General features: G+C 71.6%; 20 protein-coding genes. 16 read left to right on the forward strand and 4 right to left on the reverse strand.

All coding sequences use genetic code 11. The features are described from left to right. Genes AC2YHB_RS05555 through AC2YHB_RS05575 form a run of 5 tightly spaced genes read left to right on the forward strand, consistent with a single transcriptional unit; the run spans position 1 to position 3,325 of the window. Positions 1-993, forward strand: coding sequence for an NAD(P)/FAD-dependent oxidoreductase (locus AC2YHB_RS05555; protein WP_487353628.1), 993 nt, complete (start codon positions 1-3; stop codon positions 991-993). 1 nt (position 994) lies between these two features. Then, positions 995-1,462: a pyridoxamine 5'-phosphate oxidase family protein gene (locus tag AC2YHB_RS05560; RefSeq protein WP_207010623.1), complete on the forward strand. Its 468-nt coding sequence runs from the start codon at positions 995-997 to the stop codon at positions 1,460-1,462. Between the two features lie 11 nt (positions 1,463-1,473). Next, positions 1,474-1,668 carry a ferredoxin gene (locus AC2YHB_RS05565; protein ID WP_036542766.1) on the forward strand — a complete coding sequence of 65 codons (195 nt, stop codon included), beginning with the start codon at positions 1,474-1,476 and terminating at the stop codon, positions 1,666-1,668. A gap of 2 nt (positions 1,669-1,670) precedes the next feature. Beyond that, positions 1,671-2,576: a 3-oxoacyl-ACP reductase gene (locus AC2YHB_RS05570; RefSeq protein ID WP_179651068.1), complete on the forward strand. Its 906-nt coding sequence runs from the start codon at positions 1,671-1,673 to the stop codon at positions 2,574-2,576. After that, positions 2,573-3,325, forward strand: coding sequence for an SDR family NAD(P)-dependent oxidoreductase (locus AC2YHB_RS05575; RefSeq protein WP_487353629.1), 753 nt, complete (start codon positions 2,573-2,575; stop codon positions 3,323-3,325). Before AC2YHB_RS05570 ends, AC2YHB_RS05575 begins: the two co-directional genes overlap by 4 nt. A gap of 77 nt (positions 3,326-3,402) precedes the next feature. On the opposite strand, the gene AC2YHB_RS05580 is transcribed toward AC2YHB_RS05575, so the two are convergent. Continuing rightward, entirely contained in the window at positions 3,403-4,014 is a 612-nt protein-coding gene (locus AC2YHB_RS05580) for a TetR family transcriptional regulator (protein ID WP_036542775.1), read from the reverse strand. Between the two features lie 151 nt (positions 4,015-4,165). Here AC2YHB_RS05580 and AC2YHB_RS05585 point away from each other — a divergent pair, with 151 nt between their 5' ends. Genes AC2YHB_RS05585 through AC2YHB_RS05595 form a run of 3 tightly spaced genes read left to right on the forward strand, consistent with a single transcriptional unit; the run spans position 4,166 to position 7,343 of the window. Beyond that, positions 4,166-5,449 (forward strand): glycosyltransferase family 4 protein, encoded by a 1,284-nt coding sequence (locus AC2YHB_RS05585; RefSeq protein ID WP_207010625.1) that lies wholly within the window; start codon positions 4,166-4,168, stop codon positions 5,447-5,449. A gap of 2 nt (positions 5,450-5,451) precedes the next feature. Next, positions 5,452-6,201 (forward strand): class I SAM-dependent methyltransferase, encoded by a 750-nt coding sequence (locus AC2YHB_RS05590; protein WP_487353630.1) that lies wholly within the window; start codon positions 5,452-5,454, stop codon positions 6,199-6,201. Continuing rightward, positions 6,198-7,343 carry a prenyltransferase gene (locus tag AC2YHB_RS05595; protein ID WP_487353631.1) on the forward strand — a complete coding sequence of 382 codons (1,146 nt, stop codon included), beginning with the start codon at positions 6,198-6,200 and terminating at the stop codon, positions 7,341-7,343. Before AC2YHB_RS05590 ends, AC2YHB_RS05595 begins: the two co-directional genes overlap by 4 nt. On the opposite strand, the gene AC2YHB_RS05600 is transcribed toward AC2YHB_RS05595, so the two are convergent. Further along, positions 7,314-7,991, reverse strand: a complete 678-nt coding sequence (locus tag AC2YHB_RS05600; RefSeq protein ID WP_487353632.1) for a class I SAM-dependent methyltransferase — start codon at positions 7,989-7,991, stop codon at positions 7,314-7,316. The genes AC2YHB_RS05595 and AC2YHB_RS05600 overlap by 30 nt on opposite strands. A 92-nt stretch (positions 7,992-8,083) precedes the next feature. Between AC2YHB_RS05600 and AC2YHB_RS05605 the strand changes: the two genes are divergently transcribed. Continuing rightward, on the forward strand, positions 8,084-10,123 hold the full coding sequence (locus AC2YHB_RS05605; protein WP_487353633.1) for an acyl-CoA dehydrogenase family protein: 2,040 nt from the start codon (positions 8,084-8,086) through the stop codon (positions 10,121-10,123). Between the two features lie 36 nt (positions 10,124-10,159). Here AC2YHB_RS05605 and AC2YHB_RS05610 read toward each other — a convergent pair whose 3' ends face one another. Further along, positions 10,160-11,461 (reverse strand): alpha/beta hydrolase fold domain-containing protein, encoded by a 1,302-nt coding sequence (locus AC2YHB_RS05610; protein ID WP_487353634.1) that lies wholly within the window; start codon positions 11,459-11,461, stop codon positions 10,160-10,162. A gap of 66 nt (positions 11,462-11,527) precedes the next feature. Between AC2YHB_RS05610 and AC2YHB_RS05615 the strand changes: the two genes are divergently transcribed. Both AC2YHB_RS05615 and AC2YHB_RS05620 read left to right on the forward strand, forming a co-directional pair. Continuing rightward, positions 11,528-12,928 carry a WS/DGAT/MGAT family O-acyltransferase gene (locus AC2YHB_RS05615; protein WP_487353635.1) on the forward strand — a complete coding sequence of 467 codons (1,401 nt, stop codon included), beginning with the start codon at positions 11,528-11,530 and terminating at the stop codon, positions 12,926-12,928. A gap of 74 nt (positions 12,929-13,002) precedes the next feature. After that, on the forward strand, positions 13,003-14,112 hold the full coding sequence (locus AC2YHB_RS05620) for a DUF475 domain-containing protein (RefSeq protein WP_036542789.1): 1,110 nt from the start codon (positions 13,003-13,005) through the stop codon (positions 14,110-14,112). 85 nt (positions 14,113-14,197) lie between these two features. Here the strand turns inward: AC2YHB_RS05620 and AC2YHB_RS05625 are convergent, their stop codons facing one another. Then, the gene (locus AC2YHB_RS05625; protein WP_179651078.1) at positions 14,198-15,124 is read right to left on the reverse strand and encodes an alpha/beta fold hydrolase; all 927 of its coding nucleotides are present in this window, start codon (positions 15,122-15,124) and stop codon (positions 14,198-14,200) included. Positions 15,125-15,158: 34 nt separating this feature from the next. On the opposite strand from AC2YHB_RS05625, the gene AC2YHB_RS05630 reads away from it, so the two are divergent. From AC2YHB_RS05630 to AC2YHB_RS05650, 5 genes are read left to right on the forward strand one after another with little or no spacing between them, the layout of a single operon-like run. Beyond that, positions 15,159-17,327, forward strand: a complete 2,169-nt coding sequence (locus AC2YHB_RS05630) for an acyl-CoA dehydrogenase family protein (protein ID WP_487353636.1) — start codon at positions 15,159-15,161, stop codon at positions 17,325-17,327. Next, a complete protein-coding gene (locus AC2YHB_RS05635) occupies positions 17,324-17,863 on the forward strand; it encodes an FAS1-like dehydratase domain-containing protein (RefSeq protein ID WP_487353637.1) in 540 nt (179 codons plus the stop codon). The genes AC2YHB_RS05630 and AC2YHB_RS05635 overlap by 4 nt, the downstream gene beginning before the upstream one ends. Continuing rightward, a complete protein-coding gene (locus AC2YHB_RS05640; RefSeq protein WP_179651084.1) occupies positions 17,860-18,246 on the forward strand; it encodes a Zn-ribbon domain-containing OB-fold protein in 387 nt (128 codons plus the stop codon). Before AC2YHB_RS05635 ends, AC2YHB_RS05640 begins: the two co-directional genes overlap by 4 nt. After that, entirely contained in the window at positions 18,246-18,653 is a 408-nt protein-coding gene (locus AC2YHB_RS05645) for a MaoC family dehydratase (RefSeq protein WP_179651086.1), read from the forward strand. The genes AC2YHB_RS05640 and AC2YHB_RS05645 overlap by 1 nt, the downstream gene beginning before the upstream one ends. Beyond that, a complete protein-coding gene (locus AC2YHB_RS05650) occupies positions 18,650-19,822 on the forward strand; it encodes a lipid-transfer protein (RefSeq protein ID WP_036542805.1) in 1,173 nt (390 codons plus the stop codon). Before AC2YHB_RS05645 ends, AC2YHB_RS05650 begins: the two co-directional genes overlap by 4 nt. Position 19,823: the final 1 nt, after the last annotated feature.

Here is a 19,823-nt window from a genome sequence, read left to right on the forward strand (position 1 = left end):
GTGGACCACCCCGTGAGCTGTGACGTCGCCATCGTCGGCGCCGGACCTGCCGGACTGTTCGCGACGTACTACGCCGGCTTCCGCGGCCTGCGCGTCGCCCTGGTCGACTCGCTGCCGGAGCTCGGCGGCCAGGTCACCGCAATGTACCCCGAGAAGGCGATCCTCGACGTCGCCGGATTCCCGGACGTCAAGGGGCGCGACCTCGTCGACGGCCTCGTCGCGCAGGCGCTGACGGCCGAACCGGTCCAGCTGCTCGGCCGGACCGCTTCGGCCCTGAAGGTCGACGAGGAGACGGGCGTGGAGCTCACCCTCGACGACGGCACCCTGGTCAAGGCCAAGGCCCTCATCATCACGGCGGGCATCGGCAAGTTCAGCCCCCGCCCGCTGCCGGCCGCCGAGGGCTGGATCGGCCGGGGCGTCGAGTTCTTCGTCCCGAGCTTCGACCCGTACGCCGACAAGGACGTCGTCATCGTCGGCGGTGGCGACAGCGCCTTCGACTGGGCCCACCACCTCGAGCCGATCGCGCGCTCGGTGACCCTGGTCCACCGGCGCGACGCGTTCCGCGCCCACCAGCGCACCGTCGAGCAGGTCCAGGCCTCGTCGGTCGACATCGTCACCCGTGCCGAGGTGACCGCGCTCCGCGACGCCGACGGCTCCGACCGGGGCGCGCTGGCCGAGGTGGAGATCACCGTCGACGGCGAGCCGACCGTGCGTCCGGTCCAGGCCGTCGTCGCGGCGCTCGGCTTCGTCGCCGACCTCGGTCCGCTCCAGCAGTGGGGCCTGGAGACCCAGCGCCGCCACATCGTGGTCGACACCGCGATGCGCACCAGCCTGCCGCGGGTCTTCGCCGCCGGCGACATCACCGAGTACGACGGCAAGGTGCGCCTGATCGCGGTCGGCTTCGGCGAGGCCGCGACCGCCGTCAACAACGCCGCCGTGGTGATCGACCCCTCGGCCCACGTCTTCCCCGGACACTCCTCGGAAGGGAGCTGACATGAGCAGCGGACGCGACCAGGTCAAGCTGACCGACGCGGAGGTCGAGCAGCTCCTGAAGGAGAACATGAAGGTGCAGGTCGCCGCCAACGGCCGCGACGGGTTCCCGCACCTGACCACGCTCTTCTACGTCGTCATGGACGGGAGGATCGCCTTCTGGACGTACGGCCGGAGCCAGAAGATCCTCAACCTCGAGCGCGACCCGCGGGTGAGCGCGCTCGTGGAGGACGGCGTCGACTACTTCGAGCTGCGCGGCGTCTCCATCGAGGGACGTGCCGAGATCGTCCGCGACCGCGACGCGATCCTGGAGATCGGCAAGGCGGTCTCGACCCGCATCTTCAACGTCGAGTCGTTCGAGGCGCTCGGCGACTTCGGGATGCAGACCGTCGAGAAGCAGGCGACCAAGCGGGTGGGCGTGATCATCCATCCCGAGCGGGTCGCGTCCTGGGACCACCGGAAGATGACCTGAGAGGCAACACGATGAAGATCAAGGTCGACTTCGACCTCTGCGAGTCGAACGGGCTGTGCGAGGCCATGGCCCCCGAGGTGTTCGAGCTGGACGACGACGACTTCCTCCAGCTGCACACCGAGGAGACCACCGACGAGAACATCGAGAACGTCCGGCGCGCGGTCGCCGCGTGCCCGCGGGCCGCGATCACGCTGGTGGAGGAGTGAGCATGGCTGCAGGGACCTCGCTCGAGGGCAAGGTCGCGATCGTCACGGGCGCCGGGGCCGGTCTCGGCCGCGCCGAGGCGGTCGCGCTGGCCCGGGCCGGCGCACGGGTGGTCGTCAACGACCTCCCCGGGGCCGGGGACGAGGCGGTCGAGGAGATCCGTGCCTTCGGGGGAGAGGCGGTCGTCGTACCGGGTGACGTGAGCCGGCGCGAGACCGCCGACGCCATGGTCGCCGCGGCCGTCGAGCAGCTCGGCGGCCTCGACATCGTCGTCAACAACGCCGGCATGACGCGTGACCGGATGCTCTTCAACCTCTCCGACGAGGAGTGGGACGCGGTCATCGCGGTCCACCTGCGCGGCCACTTCCTGCTCTCGCGCAACGCCGCGTCGTACTGGCGCGAGCAGTCGAAGCAGAGCGAGACCGGCACGGTCTACGGCAGCATCGTCAACACCGCGTCGGAGGCCTTCCTCGGCGGCTCGCCGGGCCAGGCCAACTACGCCGCGGCGAAGGCCGGCATCGCCGCACTGACCCTGTCGACGGCGCGTGGCCTGTCGAAGATCGGCGTGCGTGCCAACGCGATCTGCCCGCGAGCCCGGACCGCGATGACGGCTGCCGTCTTCGGTGAGGACCAGTCCGGCGAGGCCGTCGACCCGTACTCCGCCGACCACGTCGCGCCGCTCGTCGCCTATCTCGCCTCGCCGGCCGCCGAGCGGATCACCGGCCAGGTCTTCGTCGTGTACGGCGGCATGGTGGCCCTCGTCGCGGCGCCGGTCGTGGAGCAGCGCTTCGACGCCTCCGGGGACCTGTGGACCGGCGACGACCTCGACAAGCAGCTCGGCGGCTTCTTCGCCGACCGGGACCCGCACGTCGGCTTCGCCGCCGACTCGATCATGAGGCTGACCGTATGAGACTCGAGAACAAGGTCGCCATCGTGACCGGCGGCGCTCAGGGCCAGGGCGCCGCGATCGCCCGCGCCTATGTCGCCGAGGGCGCGAAGGTCGTCATCGCCGACGTGGCGAAGGACGAGGGCCAGGCGCTGGCCGACGAGCTGGGTGCGAACGCCCACTTCGCCCACCACGACGTGAGCGACGAGGCCTCCTGGACGGCGCTGGTCGAGGACACCAACAACCGCTTCGGCCCCGTCGACGTGCTCGCCAACAACGCCGGCATCCTCCGCTTCGGCGACATCGAGCGGATGCCCGCCGCCGAGGTCGAGCTGGTCTGGCGGGTCAACCAGCTCGGCGTCTTCCTCGGGATGCAGGCCGTCAGCCGCACCATGCGCAAGAACGGCGGCGGCTCGATCATCAACGCCTCGTCGGTCGAGGGGCTCGCCGGCATGCCGTCGTGCACCGCGTACGCCGCCACCAAGTGGGCGATCCGCGGGATGACCAAGTGCGCGGCGATGGAGCTCGGGCCGAAGGGCATCCGCGTGAACTCGGTGCACCCCGGCATGATCGACACCCCGATGACGCGGGTGCACGGTGGCGACGCCGCGATGGAGTACGGCGCCAGCAAGGTCCCGCTGCGCCGGGTCGGCCTGCCCGAGGACATCGCCCCGGTCTACGTGTTCCTGGCGAGCGACGAGTCGTCGTACATCAACGGTGCCGAGATCGCGGTCGACGGCGGCGTGACGAGCACGCACGCCTTCGGCGCATAGCGGGAATGGAGCGGCAGCGCGGCGGGAGCCGGCGCCCGGCAGCTCGCTGCCGCCCTTTCGGCGTAGACGCGCTCGCTTCAGTCCCGCAAGATGAGATGCACCGCGGTCTCCATGTGGGCCGCGGTCTCCGCCGCCGTGGAGCGGCCGGTCACCCACGCCACCAGGGCGGACAGCCACACGTCGCCGAGGACGCGGGCGATCGCCACGTCCTGGTCGGTCAGCGCGCCCTCGGCGGGCTCGCCACCGTGCATGGCGTGCGTGACGATCGAGGTCATCGCCATGCCGACGACGTGGATCTCGTTGGAGACGCTGCTGTCGGCGAACATGAAGGCGCGGGTCAGCGCCTCGGTCAGCTTGGGGTCGCCCTGCATGCCGCGGGCCATCCGCTTGAGCACGTAGAGCACCCGGTCGGCCTGGGTGTCGCCGGGGATCTCGCGCTCGTTGAGCCGCACCGCGGCCTCGTCGAACTGGCGGCCCAGCGCGCTGACCAGCAGGTGGATCTTCGACGGGAAGTAGCGGTAGAGCGTGCCGAGGGCGACGTCGGCCTGCTCGGCGACGGCGCGCATCTGCACGGCGTCGAAGCCGCCGGACTTCGCCAGCTCGTAGGTGGCGTCGAGGATCCGCTTGCGGCGCTCCCGCTGCGCTGCCGATCCGAGGTCCTCGGACGTGGACGGGTTCGCGATGCTCACGGAATGTCCCCCTGGGGTGAAGATGACGAGGCGGTCTGTTGAGGACCCAGTCGATAGGCTACCGGCAGGTAGCGCATAATTTGGAACACGTTCCACCACGATTTTGTTACATCCCTGCTCCCCGGGAGCATGACTTGGGGAGAAGTACCTGATGCGAATCGCAATGCTGTCCTACCGCAGCAAGCCCCACGTGGGCGGGCAGGGGATCTACATCCGCCGCCTGACCCGCGAGCTCGTGGCGCTGGGTCACACGGTCGAGGTGTTCTCCGGCCAGCCCTATCCCGAGCTCGACGAGGGCGTCACGCTGACCAAGGTCCCGAGCCTGGACCTCTACAAGCCGGGCGACGAGTTCCGGAACCCGCGCCCCCGCGAGTTCCGCGACCTGGTGGACGTGGAGGAGTGGCTGACGATGCGCAGCGGCGCCTTCCCGGAGCCGCTCACCTTCAGCAAGCGCGTGGTCAAGCTCCTGAAGGCGCGTCGCGACGACTTCGACATCGTCTTCGACAACCAGACCCTCGCCACCCCGCTGCTCGGCGTCGAGGACCCGGCGATCGGCCTGCCGCTGGCGGCGACGATCCACCACCCGATCACGATGGACCGCCGCATCGAGCTGGCGTCGGCCGTGTGGGCCAAGCGCAAGCACGGCTCGAGGTGGCGCTTCGAGCTGCCGAAGATCGGCGTGTGGCGCTGGTACTCCTTCCTGGGCCAGCAGAAGCGCACCGCCCCGCAGCTGCGCCGGGTGATCGTCCCGTCGGAGTCGTCGAAGCGCGACGTCGTACGCGAGTTCAAGGTCGACCCGGCCCGGATCGAGACGATCCTGCTCGGCGTCGACGACCGCTTCATGCCGCCGACCGAGCCCCGCGTGGCCGGACGCATCCTCGCGATGGCCAGCGCCGACGCGCCGCTCAAGGGCATCTCGGTGCTCCTCGAGGCCTTCGCGAAGCTCGTCGTCGAGCGCGACCTCGAGCTGGTGCTGGTCACCAAGCCCAAGGAGGGCGGGGTCACCGAGAAGCTCATCGACAAGCTCGGCATCGCCGACCGGGTCTCGTTCGCCAGCGGCCTGACCGACGACGAGCTCGTCGCCCTGATGGGCTCCGCGGAGCTGGCCTGCGTGCCGTCGCTCTACGAGGGCTTCTCGCTCCCGACCGCGGAGCTGATGGCCTGCGAGACCCCGCTCGTGGTGTCCCGGGCCGGCGCGATCCCCGAGGTCGTCGGCCCCGACGGCCTGTGCGCCGACGTGGTGGAGCCCGGTGACGTGGGCGCCCTGACCACGGCCGTCGCCGCGCTGCTCGACGACCCCACTCGCCGTGCCGAGATGGGCGCCGCGGGACGCCGCCGCGTGAAGGAGCTGTTCAGCTGGAGCGCGGTCGCGGCGAGCACCGCGGCCGTGCTGGAGGACGTCATCGCCGAGTACGCGGCCGAGAAGGAGAACTGAAAGTGCTGACCGTTGACTTCGACCGCCTGGGCCTCAAGGCCGGGGACCGCGTGCTCGACATGGGTGCCGGCGCCGGTCGCCACAGCTTCGAGATGTACCGCCGTGGCGCGGACGTGATCGCGTTCGACATCGACGCCGAGGAGCTCGAGGGCGTCCGCAACCTGTTCGTCGCGATGAAGGAGGCCGGGGAGGTGCCCGAGGGCGCCGAGGCGGACGTCAAGCAGGGTGACGCGCTCGCCCTGCCCTTCGCCGACGGCGAGTTCGACCGGATCGTCTGCTCGGAGGTGCTCGAGCACATCCACGACGACGTCGCCGCGATCCGCGAGCTGATCCGCGTGCTGCGCCCGGGCGGCACGCTCGCCGTGACGGTGCCCCGCTGGCTGCCGGAGGTCGTCAACTGGCGCCTGTCGGCCGACTACCACAACGCCGAGGGCGGCCACATCCGCATCTACACCGACCACGAGCTCATCGACAAGGTCACCAAGGGCGGTCGCTCCAACGACGGCACGCCCGGCGACGCCATGCTCTTCGAGGGCAAGAGCTACACCCACGGCCTGCACACGCCGTACTGGTGGATCAAGTGCGCCGTCGGGGTCGACAACGACAACCACCCGCTCGCGAAGGCCTACCACAAGCTCCTCGTGTGGGAGATCATGAAGCAGCCCAAGGCCCTCCAGCTCGCCGGCAAGGTGCTCGACCCGACGATCGGCAAGAGCATGGTCCTGTACTTCCGGAAGCCGGAGGCCGCATGACCCGGGACACCACGCCCGAGGTCCCGCTCAGCCGCCTGCCGTACGTCGAGGGCGTGCTCTCGGCGCAGGAGGTCGCCGACACGGCGGCCGCCATCGCGGCGATGCAGGAGCCGTGGGGCGCCGTACCGTGGACGACGGGCGAGCACGTCGACATCTGGAACCACGTCGAGGCCGCGATGGCGATGCTCGTCGGAGGCCAGGTCGAGGCCGCCGAGCGCGCCTACGCCTGGGTCCCGACGATGCAGCGTGCCGACGGCTCGTGGCCGATGAAGATCGTCGGCGGCGAGCCGGACGACGAGCGCGGCGAGGTCAACATGTCGGCGTACTTCGCCGTCGGCCTGTGGCACCACTGGCTGGTGCGCCGCGACATCAGGTTCGTCGAGCGCTACTGGCCCTCGGTCCGCGCCGGCCTCGACTTCGTGGTGTCCCTGCAGGAGCCCTTCGGCGGGATCCGGTGGACGCCGGTCGACGACTTCTGCCTGCTGACCGGCAACTCGTCGATCTACCACTCACTGCGTGCGGGCGTCGCGCTGGCCGACCTGATGGACGACCCGCAGCCCGAGTGGGAGCTGGCCGGCGGCCGCCTGGGCCACGCCGTCCGCTCGCACGCCGACCTGTTCGCGGACAAGTCGACGTACTCCATGGACTGGTACTACCCGGTCCTCGGCGGCCCCGTCCGCGGCGACGCCGCGCGGGCGCTGCTCGAGCGGCGCTGGGACCGGTTCGTCGTGCCGGGGCTCGGCATCCACTGCGTCGACACCAACCCCTGGGTGACCGGCGCGGAGACCTGTGAGCTGGCGATGGCGCTCGACGTCATCGGCGACCAGCGGCGCGCGCTGGCCCTGCTCAGCGACATGCAGCACCTGCGCGAGGACGACGGTCGCTACTGGACCGGATGGGTGTACGACGACCCGGCCCGGCCCGCCCCCGACGACGAGCCCCGCAACGTGCACTGGCCCCACGAGCACACGACGTACACCGCGGCCGCCGTGGTGCTCGCCGTCGATGCGCTGGGGGAGACCTACGGCCACGCGACCCCGGGGTCAGGGATCATGCGCGGCACCTCCCTCGCTCCGCACTTCGACGAGATCGCGCTGGAGTGCGACTGCCCCTCAAGCGAGCGGGTCTCCGGCCGCGCCTGAGGTGCGCTGCAGCACGCGCAGCGAGCCGACCGCCTCCACCTCGGTGAAGGCGCCGCTCGCGAGCGCGGGCAGGTAGATCAGCTCGTACGGCGGGCGGCCGCCGTCGGCCGGGTCCGGGAAGACGTCGTGGATGGCGAGGTAGCCGCCCGCGTCGACCCAGTGGGCCCAGCCGGCGAAGTCGTCGCGCGCCGGCTGCTCGCCGTGGCCACCGTCGATGAACAGCAGCGACAGCGGCGTGCGCCAGTGCGCGGCCACCGACGTCGACTGGCCGACGATCGCGATCACGTGGTCCTCGAGCCCGGCCCGGGCGATATTCCTGCGGAACTCGCCGAGGGTGTCCATCAGGCCGAGCTCGGGGTCGACGACGCTGGCGTCGTGGTGCTCCCAGCCGGCCTGGTTCTCCTCGGAGCCGCGGTGGTGGTCGACGGTGAAGACGACGGCCGTCGTACCGGTGGCGGCGGTGACCTGCTGCGCGGCCGCGCCGAGGTAGATGCCCGACTTGCCGCAGTAGGTGCCGACCTCGAGGGCGGGACCCTGCGGGAGGCGCTCGAGGGCGATCCGGTGGAGGAGCGCGCCCTCGTCCTCGGGCATGAAGCCCTTGGCGTCGCGGGCGTGTTCCAGCAGGTCGGACGGCATGGTGTCGGTCACCCGCACACTCTAGTAGAGTTAGAACGCGTTCTAGTTTCTCGCTCCGCTGGTTGAGGTGCGAGCGCAGCGAGCCTCGAGACCCCAGGAGTGCCATGTCCCTCGGTATCAGTGACGACCAAGTCGAGCTCGCCGACAGCCTGCGCAAGTGGGCCGCCAGCATCGGGCCGGTCGAGGCCGTGCGCGCGGCCGAGGGCGACGCCGGCGCCGACTTCGCAGCCGTGTGGTCGGCCGTCGAGGAGATGGGCGTCGCGGCGATCGCCGTCCCGGAGTCGGCCGGCGGTGGGGGCGGCAGCGTCCTCGACCAGGCGGTCGCGCTCGAGGCGTGCGCCCACGAGCTGGTCCCCGGTGGCCTGCTCGGCGCGGCGATCGGCGGCGTGCTCACCGGCCGACCGGGCCGCCATGGCGTGCAGGTCCACCCCGGTGGCGCGGTCTGGGACGGCGGTACGGCGACCGAGCTGCTGCTGCTCGACGACGGGGAGGTCACGGCCGAGCTCGGCGTCGACCTCAGCGCCCGGCACGCGCGCGTGTCGGGTGGCACGCCGCCAGCCGCGGCGGACGAGCGACGACGCCTGCTCGCGGTGACCCTCGCTGCGGCCGAGGCCGCCGGCGTGGCCCGCTGGTGCCTCGAGACCGCCGTCGACTACGCGAAGGTGCGCGAGCAGTTCGGGCAGAGGATCGGTGCCTTCCAGGCCATCAAGCACCTCTGTGCGCAGATGCTCGAGACCGCCGAGTCGGTGACCGCCGCCGCGTGGGACGCCGCGGCCGCCGCCACGGCGCTGGACGAGGGCGCAGGCGACGACGTCCAGTGGGCCTTCGCCGCCGACGTCGCCCAGGCCACGTGCTTCGACGGCGCCGTCGAGGTCGCCAAGTCCTGCATCCAGGTGCTCGGCGGCATCGGGTTCACCTACGAGCACGACGCCCACCTCTACCTGCGCCGGGCGCTGACCCTGCGCGCGCTCGTCGGCTCCTCCGACGCCGCGGCCGAGCGGATCACCGCCGCCGCCGTCTCCGGTGTACGACGCCAAGTCGACGTCGACCTCGAGGGCCGCGACGCCGCGGTCCGACCCGAGGCCCGGGCCACCGCGGAGCGGATCGCGTCGCTGGAGCCGGCGGACCAGCGCGCGGCGCTGGTCGATGCGGGCTACCTGACACCGCACTGGCCGGCGCCCTACGGGCTCGGCGCCGATCCGACCCTGCAGATCGTGATCGACCAGGAGCTGGGCCGGGCCGGCGTCGTACGGCCGGACCTGGTGATCGCCGGCTGGGCGGTCCCGACGATCCTGTCCCACGGCACGGACGCCCAGCGAGAGCGCTTCGTGCGACCGTCACTGCTCGGCGAGCTGACCTGGTGCCAGCTGTTCTCGGAGCCCGGCTCCGGGTCCGACCTCGCGTCGCTGCGCACCCGCGCGGCCCGGGTCGAGGGCGGCTGGTCGCTGACCGGCCAGAAGGTGTGGACGTCGGTGGCCGAGCGGGCGGACTGGGGCATCTGCCTGGCGCGCACGGACGCGGACGCGCCGCAGCACAAGGGCATCACCTACTTCCTGGTCGACATGCGCTCGGCCGGCATCGAGGTCCGCCCGCTGCGCGAGATCACCGGCGAGGCGCTCTTCAACGAGGTCTTCCTCGACGAGGTGTTCGTGCCCGACGAGTGCGTCGTGGCCGAGCCCGGCGACGGCTGGCGGCTGGCCCGCACCACGCTCGCCAACGAGCGGGTCGCGATGGCGAGCGCCCGGCTCACCAAGAGCGTCGAGCGGGCCGTCGAGCTGGCCGCGTCGCGCGACCTCGGCGCCGTCGCGCGGGTCCAGGTCGGCCACCAGGTCGCGCTGGCGACGGTCTGCGCGCTGCTCGGCGTGCGGACCACCCTGCGCGCCCTCGGGGGGCACGGCCCCGGCGCGGAGTCGAGCGTGGCGAAGCTGCTCGGCGTCCGCAGCCGTCAGGACTCCTCCGAGCTGGTCGTGAGGCTGCAGGGTGACGAGCTCGCCCTGCTCGGCGCGATCGGCAAGGAGTCGGGCGACCCGCTCGCCGCCGACGTGTGGGAGCAGCTCAACACCCGCTGCCTCTCGATCGCCGGTGGCACCACGCAGATCCTGCGCAATGTCGCGGGGGAGCGGATCCTGGGCCTGCCGCGCTAGTCAGGTGAGCTCCGCGGGAGCCTGCTGCTCCCGGCGCTACGGCTGGCCGGCAGCGCGGCGAGAGGCACTCTCCGGCAGCTTGCTGCCTCCACCGGTGCCGGAGACGCGCTCGGCCCGATGGCGGAGCCAGTGCCAGGTCAGGAACCGGTCGGTCGCGCGCACGAGGTGCTGCGAGCGGATCGACGGGAACACGTCGAACGCGTGCTGGGCGCCCGGCAGCTCGGCGTACACGACCGTCCGCTTGGACGTGGCGCGCAGCGCCTGCACGAACGCGCGCGCCTGCCCGGGGTCGACGAGCGTGTCGCGGGAGCCGTGGACGACGAAGAAGTCCGGGTCGTCCGGCGTCACCCGCAGCAGGGGAGAGGCCGCCTCGAACAGCTCCGGGTCGTCGGCGAACCGGCGCTTCGCGATCCGGGGCGCGAGGAACTTGTCGCGCATCAGCTCGGCCGACCGCAACCCGGTCGCGCCGGCCCAGTCGTAGACCCCGTAGTAGGGCACGGCCGCCTGGACCGAGGTGTCGACGTCCTCGAACCCGGGCTGGAACTCGGGGGCGTTGGGCGTCACGGCCGCCAGGGCGGTGAGGTGCCCGCCGGCGGAGCCGCCGGTGATCGCGATGTACGACGGGTCGCCGCCGTAGTCGGCGATGTTCTCCCGGATCCACGCGATCGCCGCCTTGACGTCGATGATCTGCGCCGGCCACGGGTCGCGCGGGGCGAGCCGGTAGTTGATGGCCACGCACACCCAGCCCTTGGCGGCCATGTGCTGCATCAGCGGGAGACCCTGCTGGTCCTTGTTGCCGATCGTCCAGCCACCGCCGTGGACCTGCAGCAGGACGGGTGCGCCGCTGCCGGGGGTGACCTCCGAGTTGTAGACGTCGAGCAGGCCGCGCCGGCCGTGCGGCGCGAACCGGATGTTGCGGTGCACCTCGACGCCGGCCCTGCGGGCGGCCCGGCCGAAGGCGAACGGGTTGGCGATGCTCCGCCACGGCGTGGCCAGGTCGGCCGGGGTCGGCTTGGCGTCCAGCTGCTCCACGTAGTCGACGCCGAGCCCCTCGACCAGCGCGTCCTCCGCGTCGCGGACGGCCTCGCGGCTCTGCTTGACGAGGTAGGCCAGGCCGGCGGCCGAGGCGCCGGCGAGCGCCAAGCCCCGCCAGTCCCGGCGCGAGGCGCGCAGGTGTGCTGCGGCATCGGCGGCGGTCAGTCCCAGCACGTGGGGGGCGAGCTCACCGGTGAGCCAGCCGGCGAAGAAGGCCGGGATGCCGGCGCGGAAGCCGGGGAGGGGACGGATGGCGTTGGCTGTCAACGCGGCGGTGATCGCCTGGCGCCGTACGAATCCCATGACCCGAGGGTATCCGGATCGTTGTGAGAAACTGATACCCGTTCTAGTTTCTATGGGGGTCACGGAATGGACCGGCTGTCGGGGCTCGACGCGAGCTTCCTCTACCTCGAGACGCCCGCGCAGCTGATGCACGTGTGCGCGGTGATGGTGCTCGACCCGGCGACGATGACGTCGCCGTACACCTTCGCGGCCCTCCAGGACAGGATCGGCGAGGCCGTCCGCGACGTCCCCGGCTTCACGCGCAAGATCCGCGGCGTCCCGCTCGGCCTGGACCACCCGGTCTGGGTGCGCGACCGCAACTTCGACATCGAGCGTCACGTGCACCGGCTCGCGGTCCCGACCCCGGGCGGGTACGCCGAGCTGATGGACCTGTGCGCCCACCTGGCCTCGCTCCCGCTCGACCGTTCGCGGCCGCTGTGGGAGATGTGGGTGATCGAGGGGTACCGCGACGCCGACGGCGACGAGAAGGTCGTCGTCTTCGCCAAGATGCACCACGCCACCGTCGACGGCGTCTCCGGCGCCAACCTGATCTCCCACCTGTGCTCGATCGAGCCGGACGCCGCGCCGCTGGCGCCCGTCGAGCAGCGCCACCCCCGCGACCCGGGCCGCGGCGAGCTGCTCGGCCGTGCCGTCATCGGTACGGCGACCCGGCCGGTCACCCTCGTCAAGGTGCTCAAGCCGTCGGCCGAGCTGGTCACCAAGAGCATCGGCCGCGCCCGCCGCGGCACGGCGATGGCCGCCCCGTTCTCCGCGCCGCGGACCTCGTTCAACGGCACGATCACCTCGCACCGCTCGATCGCCATGGCGGACCTCGACCTCGACGAGATCCGGCGGATCAAGAAGGCGACCGGGACCACGGTCAACGACGTCGTCCTCGCGATCGCCGGAGGGGCGCTGCGGGCCTACCTCGCCGAGCGCGACGAGCTGCCGTCGTCCTCCCTGCTCGCCACCGTGCCGGTGAGCGTGCGCGACTCCTCGCGTCGCTCGGGGGGTGCCAACAAGGTGTCGGCCCTCTTCACCAAGCTCGGCACCGACATCGAGGATCCGCTCGAACGGCTGCACATGCTCGCCGAGCGCAACCAGAACGCCAAGGAGCACCACAACGCGATCAGCGCCGACGCGCTGCAGGACTGGGCGGAGTTCGCCGCGCCGCGGACCTTCGGCCTCGCGGTGCGGACCTACGCCAACCTGCGCCTCGCCGAGCGGCACCCGGTCGTGCACAACCTCGTCATCTCCAACGTGCCCGGCCCGCCGATCCCGCTCTACTTCATGGGGGCGCGCATCGAGGCGCTCTGCCCGCTCGGGCCGGTCTTCCACGGCGCCGGGCTGAACATCACGGTGATGTCCAACGCCGGCCAGATGCACGTCGGCGCCATCGCCTGCCGGGAGTCGATGCCGGACACCGACGCCCTGGTCCGGTACTTCCCGGCCGAGCTCGAGCGGCTCACTGAGGCCGTCGGCGACTGAACGGGTCGTGAACGCTCCGGGCCGGTCCGCTGTTGAATGGTTGAGGTCGGCCCTGCCCGGATAGGCTGCGCGCCATGATCTTGAGGACCTTCGGGTGGTCGTTCCTGTTCACTGTCGTCGGTGTACTGGGAGCGCTGTGGTACGGCGGTGCCGAGGGCGCCTTCATCGCGGCGATCCTGATCGTCCTCGAGGTGTCGCTGTCCTTCGACAACGCCGTGGTGAACGCCAAGGTGCTCGAGCGGATGTCGGAGTTCTGGCGCCACGTCTTCCTGACGGTCGGCGTCGTGATCGCCGTGTTCGGCATGCGCCTGGTGTTCCCCTTCGTGGTCGTCGCGGTCGCGGCGAGCCTGTCGCCGGTCGAGGTCATCGACCTGGCGCTGGAGAAGGGTGACCCGGACACGCCCGGCACCTACGGCTACATCCTCGCCCACGCGCACCACACGATCGCCGCCTTCGGCGGCATGTTCCTGATGATGATCTTCCTCAACTGGGTCTTCGAGGAGAAGGACATCCTCTGGCTGCGCTTCATCGAGAAGCCGCTGGAGAAGGCCGGCAAGATCGACGCGCTCTCGGTGATCATCGCCATCGCCGCCCTGTTCGGCTCGGCCAAGGCCTTCGCGGGTGAGCACGAGGCGGCGGTCCTGACGGCCGGCCTGCTCGGCATGCTGTCCTATCTCGTGGTCAACGGCCTGGCGACGGCGTTCGAGCACGAGGAGGAGGTCCTCGAGGAGCGCTTCGACGAGGACACCAAGGCGCACGGCGGGCAGGTGACGCTGGCGGTCGGCAAGGCGGCGTTCTTCCTCTTCCTCTACCTCGAGGTCCTCGACGCGAGCTTCAGCTTCGACGGCGTGATCGGCGCGTTCGCCATCACGACCGACCCGATCATCATCGCGATCGGCCTCGGCGTGGGCGCTCTCTACGTGCGGTCGCTGACGATCTACCTGGTCCGCAAGGGCACGCTCTCGGACTACGTCTACCTCGAGCACGGCGCGCACTGGGCCATCGGTGCCCTCGCGGTGCTGCTGATGGTGTCGATCGGCCACGAGATCCCCGAGGTCGTCACCGGCCTGATCGGTGTCGCGTTCATCGGCGCCGCGTTCATCATGAGCATCGCCCGCAACCGCCGCGAGGGCGACGCGGACGACAACGACACCGACGAGGAGCCGCAGGAGGCCCTCGCCTGAGCGCAGCCCGTCCGCGGGCGAGGGGCGTGACGTCGTACGACGTCGCGCCCCTTCTGCGTTTCCCGAGGGTCGTTCAGGTGGTCGCTCAGGCGGGCGCCGACGGGCGCTGCCGGAAGTCGCGGCGGCGCGCGTTGACCGTCGCCGCGGCCTCGACGAGCTTCGGCACGAACTTCTCCGACGCCAGCACGCAGCCGGCGTGCCCGTCGTCGACCTCGTGGATCGTCGCGCCCGGGATGGAGCGGGCGAGCGCGATCTGCCGCGAGGTCGGGATCACCCGGTCGCGCATCATCACCACGACGGCCGTCGGCACGTCGATCCGCCCGATCCACGGGCGGGAGTGGTGGCGGCCGAGCGCGGCCACCGCTTGCCCGACGGCCCAGGGACTGGTGGAGCGGAACTCCCGCAGCGCCCACTCGTGCATGTCGGACACCTCGATGTCGACGCCGCGCGCTGCCAGCCGTGCGGCCTTCAGGGCCGTCCGTGAGCGCGACACGCCTCGCAGCGCCACCATGGTGGAGCCCATCCCCAGGAAGAAGCCGCGCTCGGCGGGGGTCAGCTGGAAGCGGTCCGTGGTCGCGGCGAGCACGAGTCCCCGCACGATCCCCGGGTGCTGGCGCCAGACCCGCTGGGCGATGATCGAGCCCATCGAGTAGCCGGCGACGACCACGTCGCGCAGGTCGAGCACCTCGACGAGGGCCGCGACGTCGTCGGCGCAGTCGGCGAGCGAGAACTCCTCGCTGCGGATGCCCTGCCCGTGCCAGCGCTGGTCGAGGGTCACCACGCGGAACCGCCGCGACAGCGGCCGGATCGTCGGGAACCAGGTGAGCAGGCCGGTCGTCCCCAGCGCGTGCAGCAGCACGATGGTGGGGGAGTCGGGGCTCGGGCCGGGCGTGTCGGTCACCCAGGTCGCACCGCCGCGTCCCGGCAGCTCGACCATCCGGCCTGCCGGGATCGGGGTCCACGGCAGGTAGACCCGGTTGCGCGCGACATCCGCGAGTGAGACGACACCCATGCGCGTCAGACTAGAACACGTTACAGTTTGTGTCGTGGATGCTGAGGCGATCAATGAGGCGAGGGAGGCGGTCCGCGCCGTCGCCGGCGAGGTGCTCGAGCGCGAGGCCGACGCCCGCGACTGGGCGGCCTGGGCCGCTGCCGGCCTGACCGCGCTGCCGGTCCCGGAGGAGTACGGCGGGGAGGGGCTCGGCCTGTCCGAGGTGGCCGTGCTGCTGCGCGAGGCCGGGTGCAGGGCCGTGCAGGTGCCCGCGTGGGAGACCCTGTGCTGCGGCGCGCTGACCCTGGCGTCGTACGGCACGGACGCGCAGCGCAAGGACCTGCTGCCGGGCATCGCGACCGGTGAGGTCGTCGTGACGCCGGCGCTCCGCGGCCCCGCCGTGTACGACGCCGGCCGGGTCTCCGGCCGCAAGCTGGCCGTGACGCACGCGGACCTCGCCGACCGGCTGCTGGTCGCGGCGACCGAGGGCGACCGCGACGTCGTCGTCCTCGTCGATCCCCGGGGCGCGGGCGTGGAGCTGCTGGAGGCCCATGCCTCGAGCGGGCGCCAGCACACCGTCGTCCTCGACGGCGCGCCGGCCGAGCTGCTCGAGGACGGTGCCGCTGCCCGGTTGCACGACCTCGCCCGCGCCGGCCTGGCCGCGAGCGCCGCCGGTGTCCTCGCGGGTGCGCGCGACCTGACCGCCGACTACGTCAAGGGTCGCCAGCAGTTCGGCCGGGCGCTCGCGGAGTTCCAGGCCGTGTCCCTGCAGATGGCCGACGTCTACGTCACCTCGCGCACCCTCGACCTCGCCGCCGACAACGCGGTGTGGCGCGTCGCCGAGGGCCTGCCGGCCGCCGACGACCTCGCTGTGGCGGGCTACTGGGCCAGCCAGGTGGCGCCGTACGCCTTCCGCACCTGCCACCATCTGCACGGCGGCATGGGCGTGGACATCACGTACCCCCTCGTCGCGCTGACGACGTGGGGCACCGACCTCGCCCACGCCCTCGACACCACCGCGGCGCAGGTCCGGGTCGAGGCTCCCGCGGCGAAGAACCTCGAGCTGACCGAGGAGCAGCGCGCGCTCAAGGCCCGCCTGCGCGACTACTTCGGCGGCGTCGCCGCCGACTTCGAGGGCCTCCACGACCCCGACCCGGTCGAGGGCGCGTGGAACCGGCACGGGCCGACCTACGAGCGGATGATCCGGCGCCTCGGCACCGACGGCTGGATGGGCGTCGGCTGGCCGGAGGAGTACGGCGGCCACGGGCTCGGCGAGGTCGAGCAGACGATCTTCGCCAACGAGGCGCAGTACGCCGACGTGCACCTGCCGTCCGTCACCCTGCAGACCGTCGGCCCGACGCTGATCAAGTACGGCACCCAGAAGCAGAAGGACCTCTTCCTCGAGCGCATCCTCAAGGGCGACGTGCACTTCGCGATCGGCTACAGCGAGCCCGACGCCGGCACCGACCTCGCCTCCCTGCGGACCACCGCGCGCCGCGACGGCGACCACTACGTCGTCAACGGCCAGAAGATGTGGACGACGGGCGGCCACCAGGCCGACTACCTGTGGCTCGCGGTGCGCACCGACCCGGACGCCCCGAAGCACAAGGGCATCTCGATCCTGATCGTCGACACCAGCGACCCCGGCTACACCTGGACGCCGATCATCACGGCCGACGGCTCGCACCACGTGAACGCGACGTACTTCAACGACGTCCGGGTCCCGGTCGACATGCTCGTCGGCGAGGAGAACCAAGGCTGGAAGCTGATCACCACCCAGCTCAACCACGAGCGGGTCATGCTCGGTCCCGCCGGCCGGATCGAGGGCCTGCGTGACCGCGTCGTGCGCTGGGCGGACGCTGCCGGCGTCCGTGACGAGCCCGACGTGCGCGACCTGCTGGGCAAGACCACGGCGGTCTTCCGGATCAACGAGCTGCTGAACTGGGAGGTCGCGCGGGCCGCGGCGGCCGGCGAGATCAAGGTCGCCGACGCCTCGTCCTCGAAGGTCTTCGCCTCTGACCAGGTCCAGCACCTGCTCGCCGACCTGATCACCCTCGTGCACCGCCACGGAGACGCGGGTGAGCCGGCGACCAAGGACCTGCTCGACTACCTCGACGCCCAGGCCAAGCGGAACCTCGTGCTCACCTTCGGCGGCGGGGTCCAGGAGGTCCAGCGCGAGCTGATCTCGATGTTCGGCCTCGGTCTGCCGCGGGTGCCGCGATGAGCGCCCCGTCGCAGGAGCTCGTGGACCCGGCGGTCCACGAGAAGGTGATGGCCGAGGCCGAGCGGATCAAGGCGTGGGGCGAGGCCGCCGAGCGGTTCGCCCGCGACGAGGTCAACCAGCCGACGATCAACAACTGGCTCGAGGCGATGGGCCTCGACAACCCCCGCTTCAGGGTGGGCGAGGCGCCGCCGTCGATGGCGCAGGTCTGGACCATGTACGGCCTGGGCGGCAGGCCGTCCGAGGACGACCCCCTGCACTCGATGATGCGCGCGCTGACCGACGCCGGGTTCACGGCCGTCCTCGGCACCAACTGCGAGCAGTCCTACGAGCGCTACCTGCGGGTGGGCGAGCAGCTGCGCGTCACCACGGCGCTGGACTCGGTCGTCGGCCCGAAGGCGACCGGCATGGGCGTCGGCTACTTCGTGACGTCGCGCAACACCTGGTACGTCGAGCACGAGGACGGCACCTCGGAGAAGGTCGCCACCATGCTCTTCCGCGTTCTCAAGTTCATCCCGCGCGCGAAGGCCGAGGCATGAGCGGGCCGGTGCGGCCGGTCGTCAACCGGGACAACGCCTACTTCTTCGAGGGTACGGCGAACGGCGAGCTGCGCATCCAGAGGTGCAACGCGTGCGGCGTGCTCCGGCACCCGCCCGGTCCGGCCTGCCCGGACTGCGGCGCCTTCGACCGCGGCTACGTGGTCGCCGGCGGCCGGGGCACCGTGTTCTCCTACCTGGTCCACCACGCCCCGCAGGTGCCCGGCAAGGAGCTGCCGCTGGTCATCGCGCTGCTCGACCTCGACGAGGGCGTGCGGATGGTGGCCGAGGTGACCGGTCCCGTCGAGATCGGCGACCGGCTGCAGGTGGGCTGGAACGTGATCGACGACGAGCTGACCCTCCCGATCTGGACGAAGGTGGACTGATGGGCACGACGCTCACCGTGGGGGACCGGCTGCCCGAGTGGAGCCTCCCGATCACGCCGACCCTCGTGGTCTCGACCGCGATCGCGACCCGCGACTTCCAGGACGTCCACCACGACCGCGACATCGCGCAGGCGGCGGGTTCGAAGGACATCTTCGTCAACATCCTCACCTCGACCGCGCTGTGCGAGCGCTATGTCACCGACTGGGCCGGACCCGACGTGCAGATCAAGGGCATCGCGATCCGGCTCGGCGCGCCGGCGTACCCCTACGACACGTTCACCTTCACCGGTGAGGTCACCGAGGTCGCCGACGGCGAGGCGACGATCAAGGTCGTCGGCGCGGTCTCGCTCGGCGACCACGTCATCGGCACGGTGACGGTGCTCGACCCGAGGGGGCAGGCGGCATGAGCGAGCGCACCCTCTCCGGCAAGGCGGCCATCGCGGGCATCGGGGCGACCGAGTTCTCCAAGGACTCCGGGCGCTCCGAGCTCCAGCTCTCGGTCGAGGCCGTCCGGCACGCGCTGGCCGACTGCGGCCTCACGCCGGCCGACGTCGACGGCCTGGTCACGTTCACGATGGACACCTCCTCCGAGATCGCGGTGGCCCGTGAGCTCGGCATCCCCGAGCTGCGCTTCTTCAGCCGGATCAACTACGGCGGCGGCGCTGCCTGCGCGACCGTCCAGCAGGCCGCGATGGCCGTCGCCACCGGGGTCGCCGACGTGGTCGTCGCCTACCGCGGCTTCAACGAGCGCTCCGGCGACCGCTTCGGCCAGGTGTCGAAGTGGGCGGCCGCGCAGGTCAACACCAATGGCCTCGACAACGCGTGGACCTACCCGCTCGGGCTGTCCACGCCGGCCGCCACGGTCGCGATGCAGGCCCGCCGCTACATGCACGAGTACGGCGCGACCTCGGAGGACTTCGGCCGGGTGGCGGTCGCCGACCGCCGGCACGCCGCCACCAACCCGGCCGCGTTCTTCCACGGCAGGCCGATCACGCTGGAGGACCACCAGGCCTCGCGCATGATCGCCGACCCGTTGCGCCTGCTCGACTGCTGCCAGGAGTCCGACGGAGCGGTCGCGCTCGTCGTCGTCTCGGCGGAGCGGGCGAGGGACCTCGCGCAGAAGCCGGCGTACATCACCGCGGCCGCGCAGGGCTCGGCGCGCGACCAGTTCGTGATGACGTCGTACTACCGCGACGACATCGGCATCCCCGAGATCGGGGTCGTGGGCCGCGAGCTGTGGAAGCAGTCCGGCCTCACGCCCGCCGACCTGCCGATGGCGATCCTCTACGACCACTTCACGCCCTACGTGCTGATGCAGCTCGAGGAGCTCGGCTTCTGCGGCCGCGGCGAGGCGAAGGACTTCGTCCGCGACGGAGCCCTCGAGGTCGGCGGACGGCTCCCGATCAACACCCACGGCGGCCAGCTCGGCGAGGCCTACATCCACGGCATGAACGGCATCGCCGAGGGCGTGCGCCAGGTGCGCGGCACCTCGGTCAACCCCGTGGCCGACGTGGAGAACGTCCTGGTCACGGCCGGCACGGGCGTGCCGACGAGCGGACTGATCCTCAGCGCCTGAG

It is taken from the genome of Nocardioides sp. SRI_004 (assembly GCF_057586415.1).

Excerpts from the sequence above, each read along its gene's own strand:
- AC2YHB_RS05560 (WP_207010623.1), top strand. The coding sequence starts at position 995 with ATGAGCAGCGGACGCGACCAGGTCAAGCTGACCGACGCGGAGGTCGAG.
- AC2YHB_RS05565 (WP_036542766.1), top strand. The coding sequence starts at position 1,474 with ATGAAGATCAAGGTCGACTTCGACCTCTGCGAGTCGAACGGGCTGTGC.
- AC2YHB_RS05570 (WP_179651068.1), top strand. The coding sequence starts at position 1,671 with ATGGCTGCAGGGACCTCGCTCGAGGGCAAGGTCGCGATCGTCACGGGC.
- AC2YHB_RS05575 (WP_487353629.1), top strand. The coding sequence starts at position 2,573 with ATGAGACTCGAGAACAAGGTCGCCATCGTGACCGGCGGCGCTCAGGGC.
- AC2YHB_RS05585 (WP_207010625.1), top strand. The coding sequence starts at position 4,166 with ATGCGAATCGCAATGCTGTCCTACCGCAGCAAGCCCCACGTGGGCGGG.
- AC2YHB_RS05595 (WP_487353631.1), top strand. The coding sequence starts at position 6,198 with ATGACCCGGGACACCACGCCCGAGGTCCCGCTCAGCCGCCTGCCGTAC.
- AC2YHB_RS05605 (WP_487353633.1), top strand. The coding sequence starts at position 8,084 with ATGTCCCTCGGTATCAGTGACGACCAAGTCGAGCTCGCCGACAGCCTG.
- AC2YHB_RS05610 (WP_487353634.1), bottom strand. The coding sequence starts at position 11,461 with ATGGGATTCGTACGGCGCCAGGCGATCACCGCCGCGTTGACAGCCAAC.
- AC2YHB_RS05615 (WP_487353635.1), top strand. The coding sequence starts at position 11,528 with ATGGACCGGCTGTCGGGGCTCGACGCGAGCTTCCTCTACCTCGAGACG.
- AC2YHB_RS05620 (WP_036542789.1), top strand. The coding sequence starts at position 13,003 with ATGATCTTGAGGACCTTCGGGTGGTCGTTCCTGTTCACTGTCGTCGGT.
- AC2YHB_RS05625 (WP_179651078.1), bottom strand. The coding sequence starts at position 15,124 with ATGGGTGTCGTCTCACTCGCGGATGTCGCGCGCAACCGGGTCTACCTG.
- AC2YHB_RS05635 (WP_487353637.1), top strand. The coding sequence starts at position 17,324 with ATGAGCGCCCCGTCGCAGGAGCTCGTGGACCCGGCGGTCCACGAGAAG.
- AC2YHB_RS05640 (WP_179651084.1), top strand. The coding sequence starts at position 17,860 with ATGAGCGGGCCGGTGCGGCCGGTCGTCAACCGGGACAACGCCTACTTC.
- AC2YHB_RS05645 (WP_179651086.1), top strand. The coding sequence starts at position 18,246 with ATGGGCACGACGCTCACCGTGGGGGACCGGCTGCCCGAGTGGAGCCTC.
- AC2YHB_RS05650 (WP_036542805.1), top strand. The coding sequence starts at position 18,650 with ATGAGCGAGCGCACCCTCTCCGGCAAGGCGGCCATCGCGGGCATCGGG.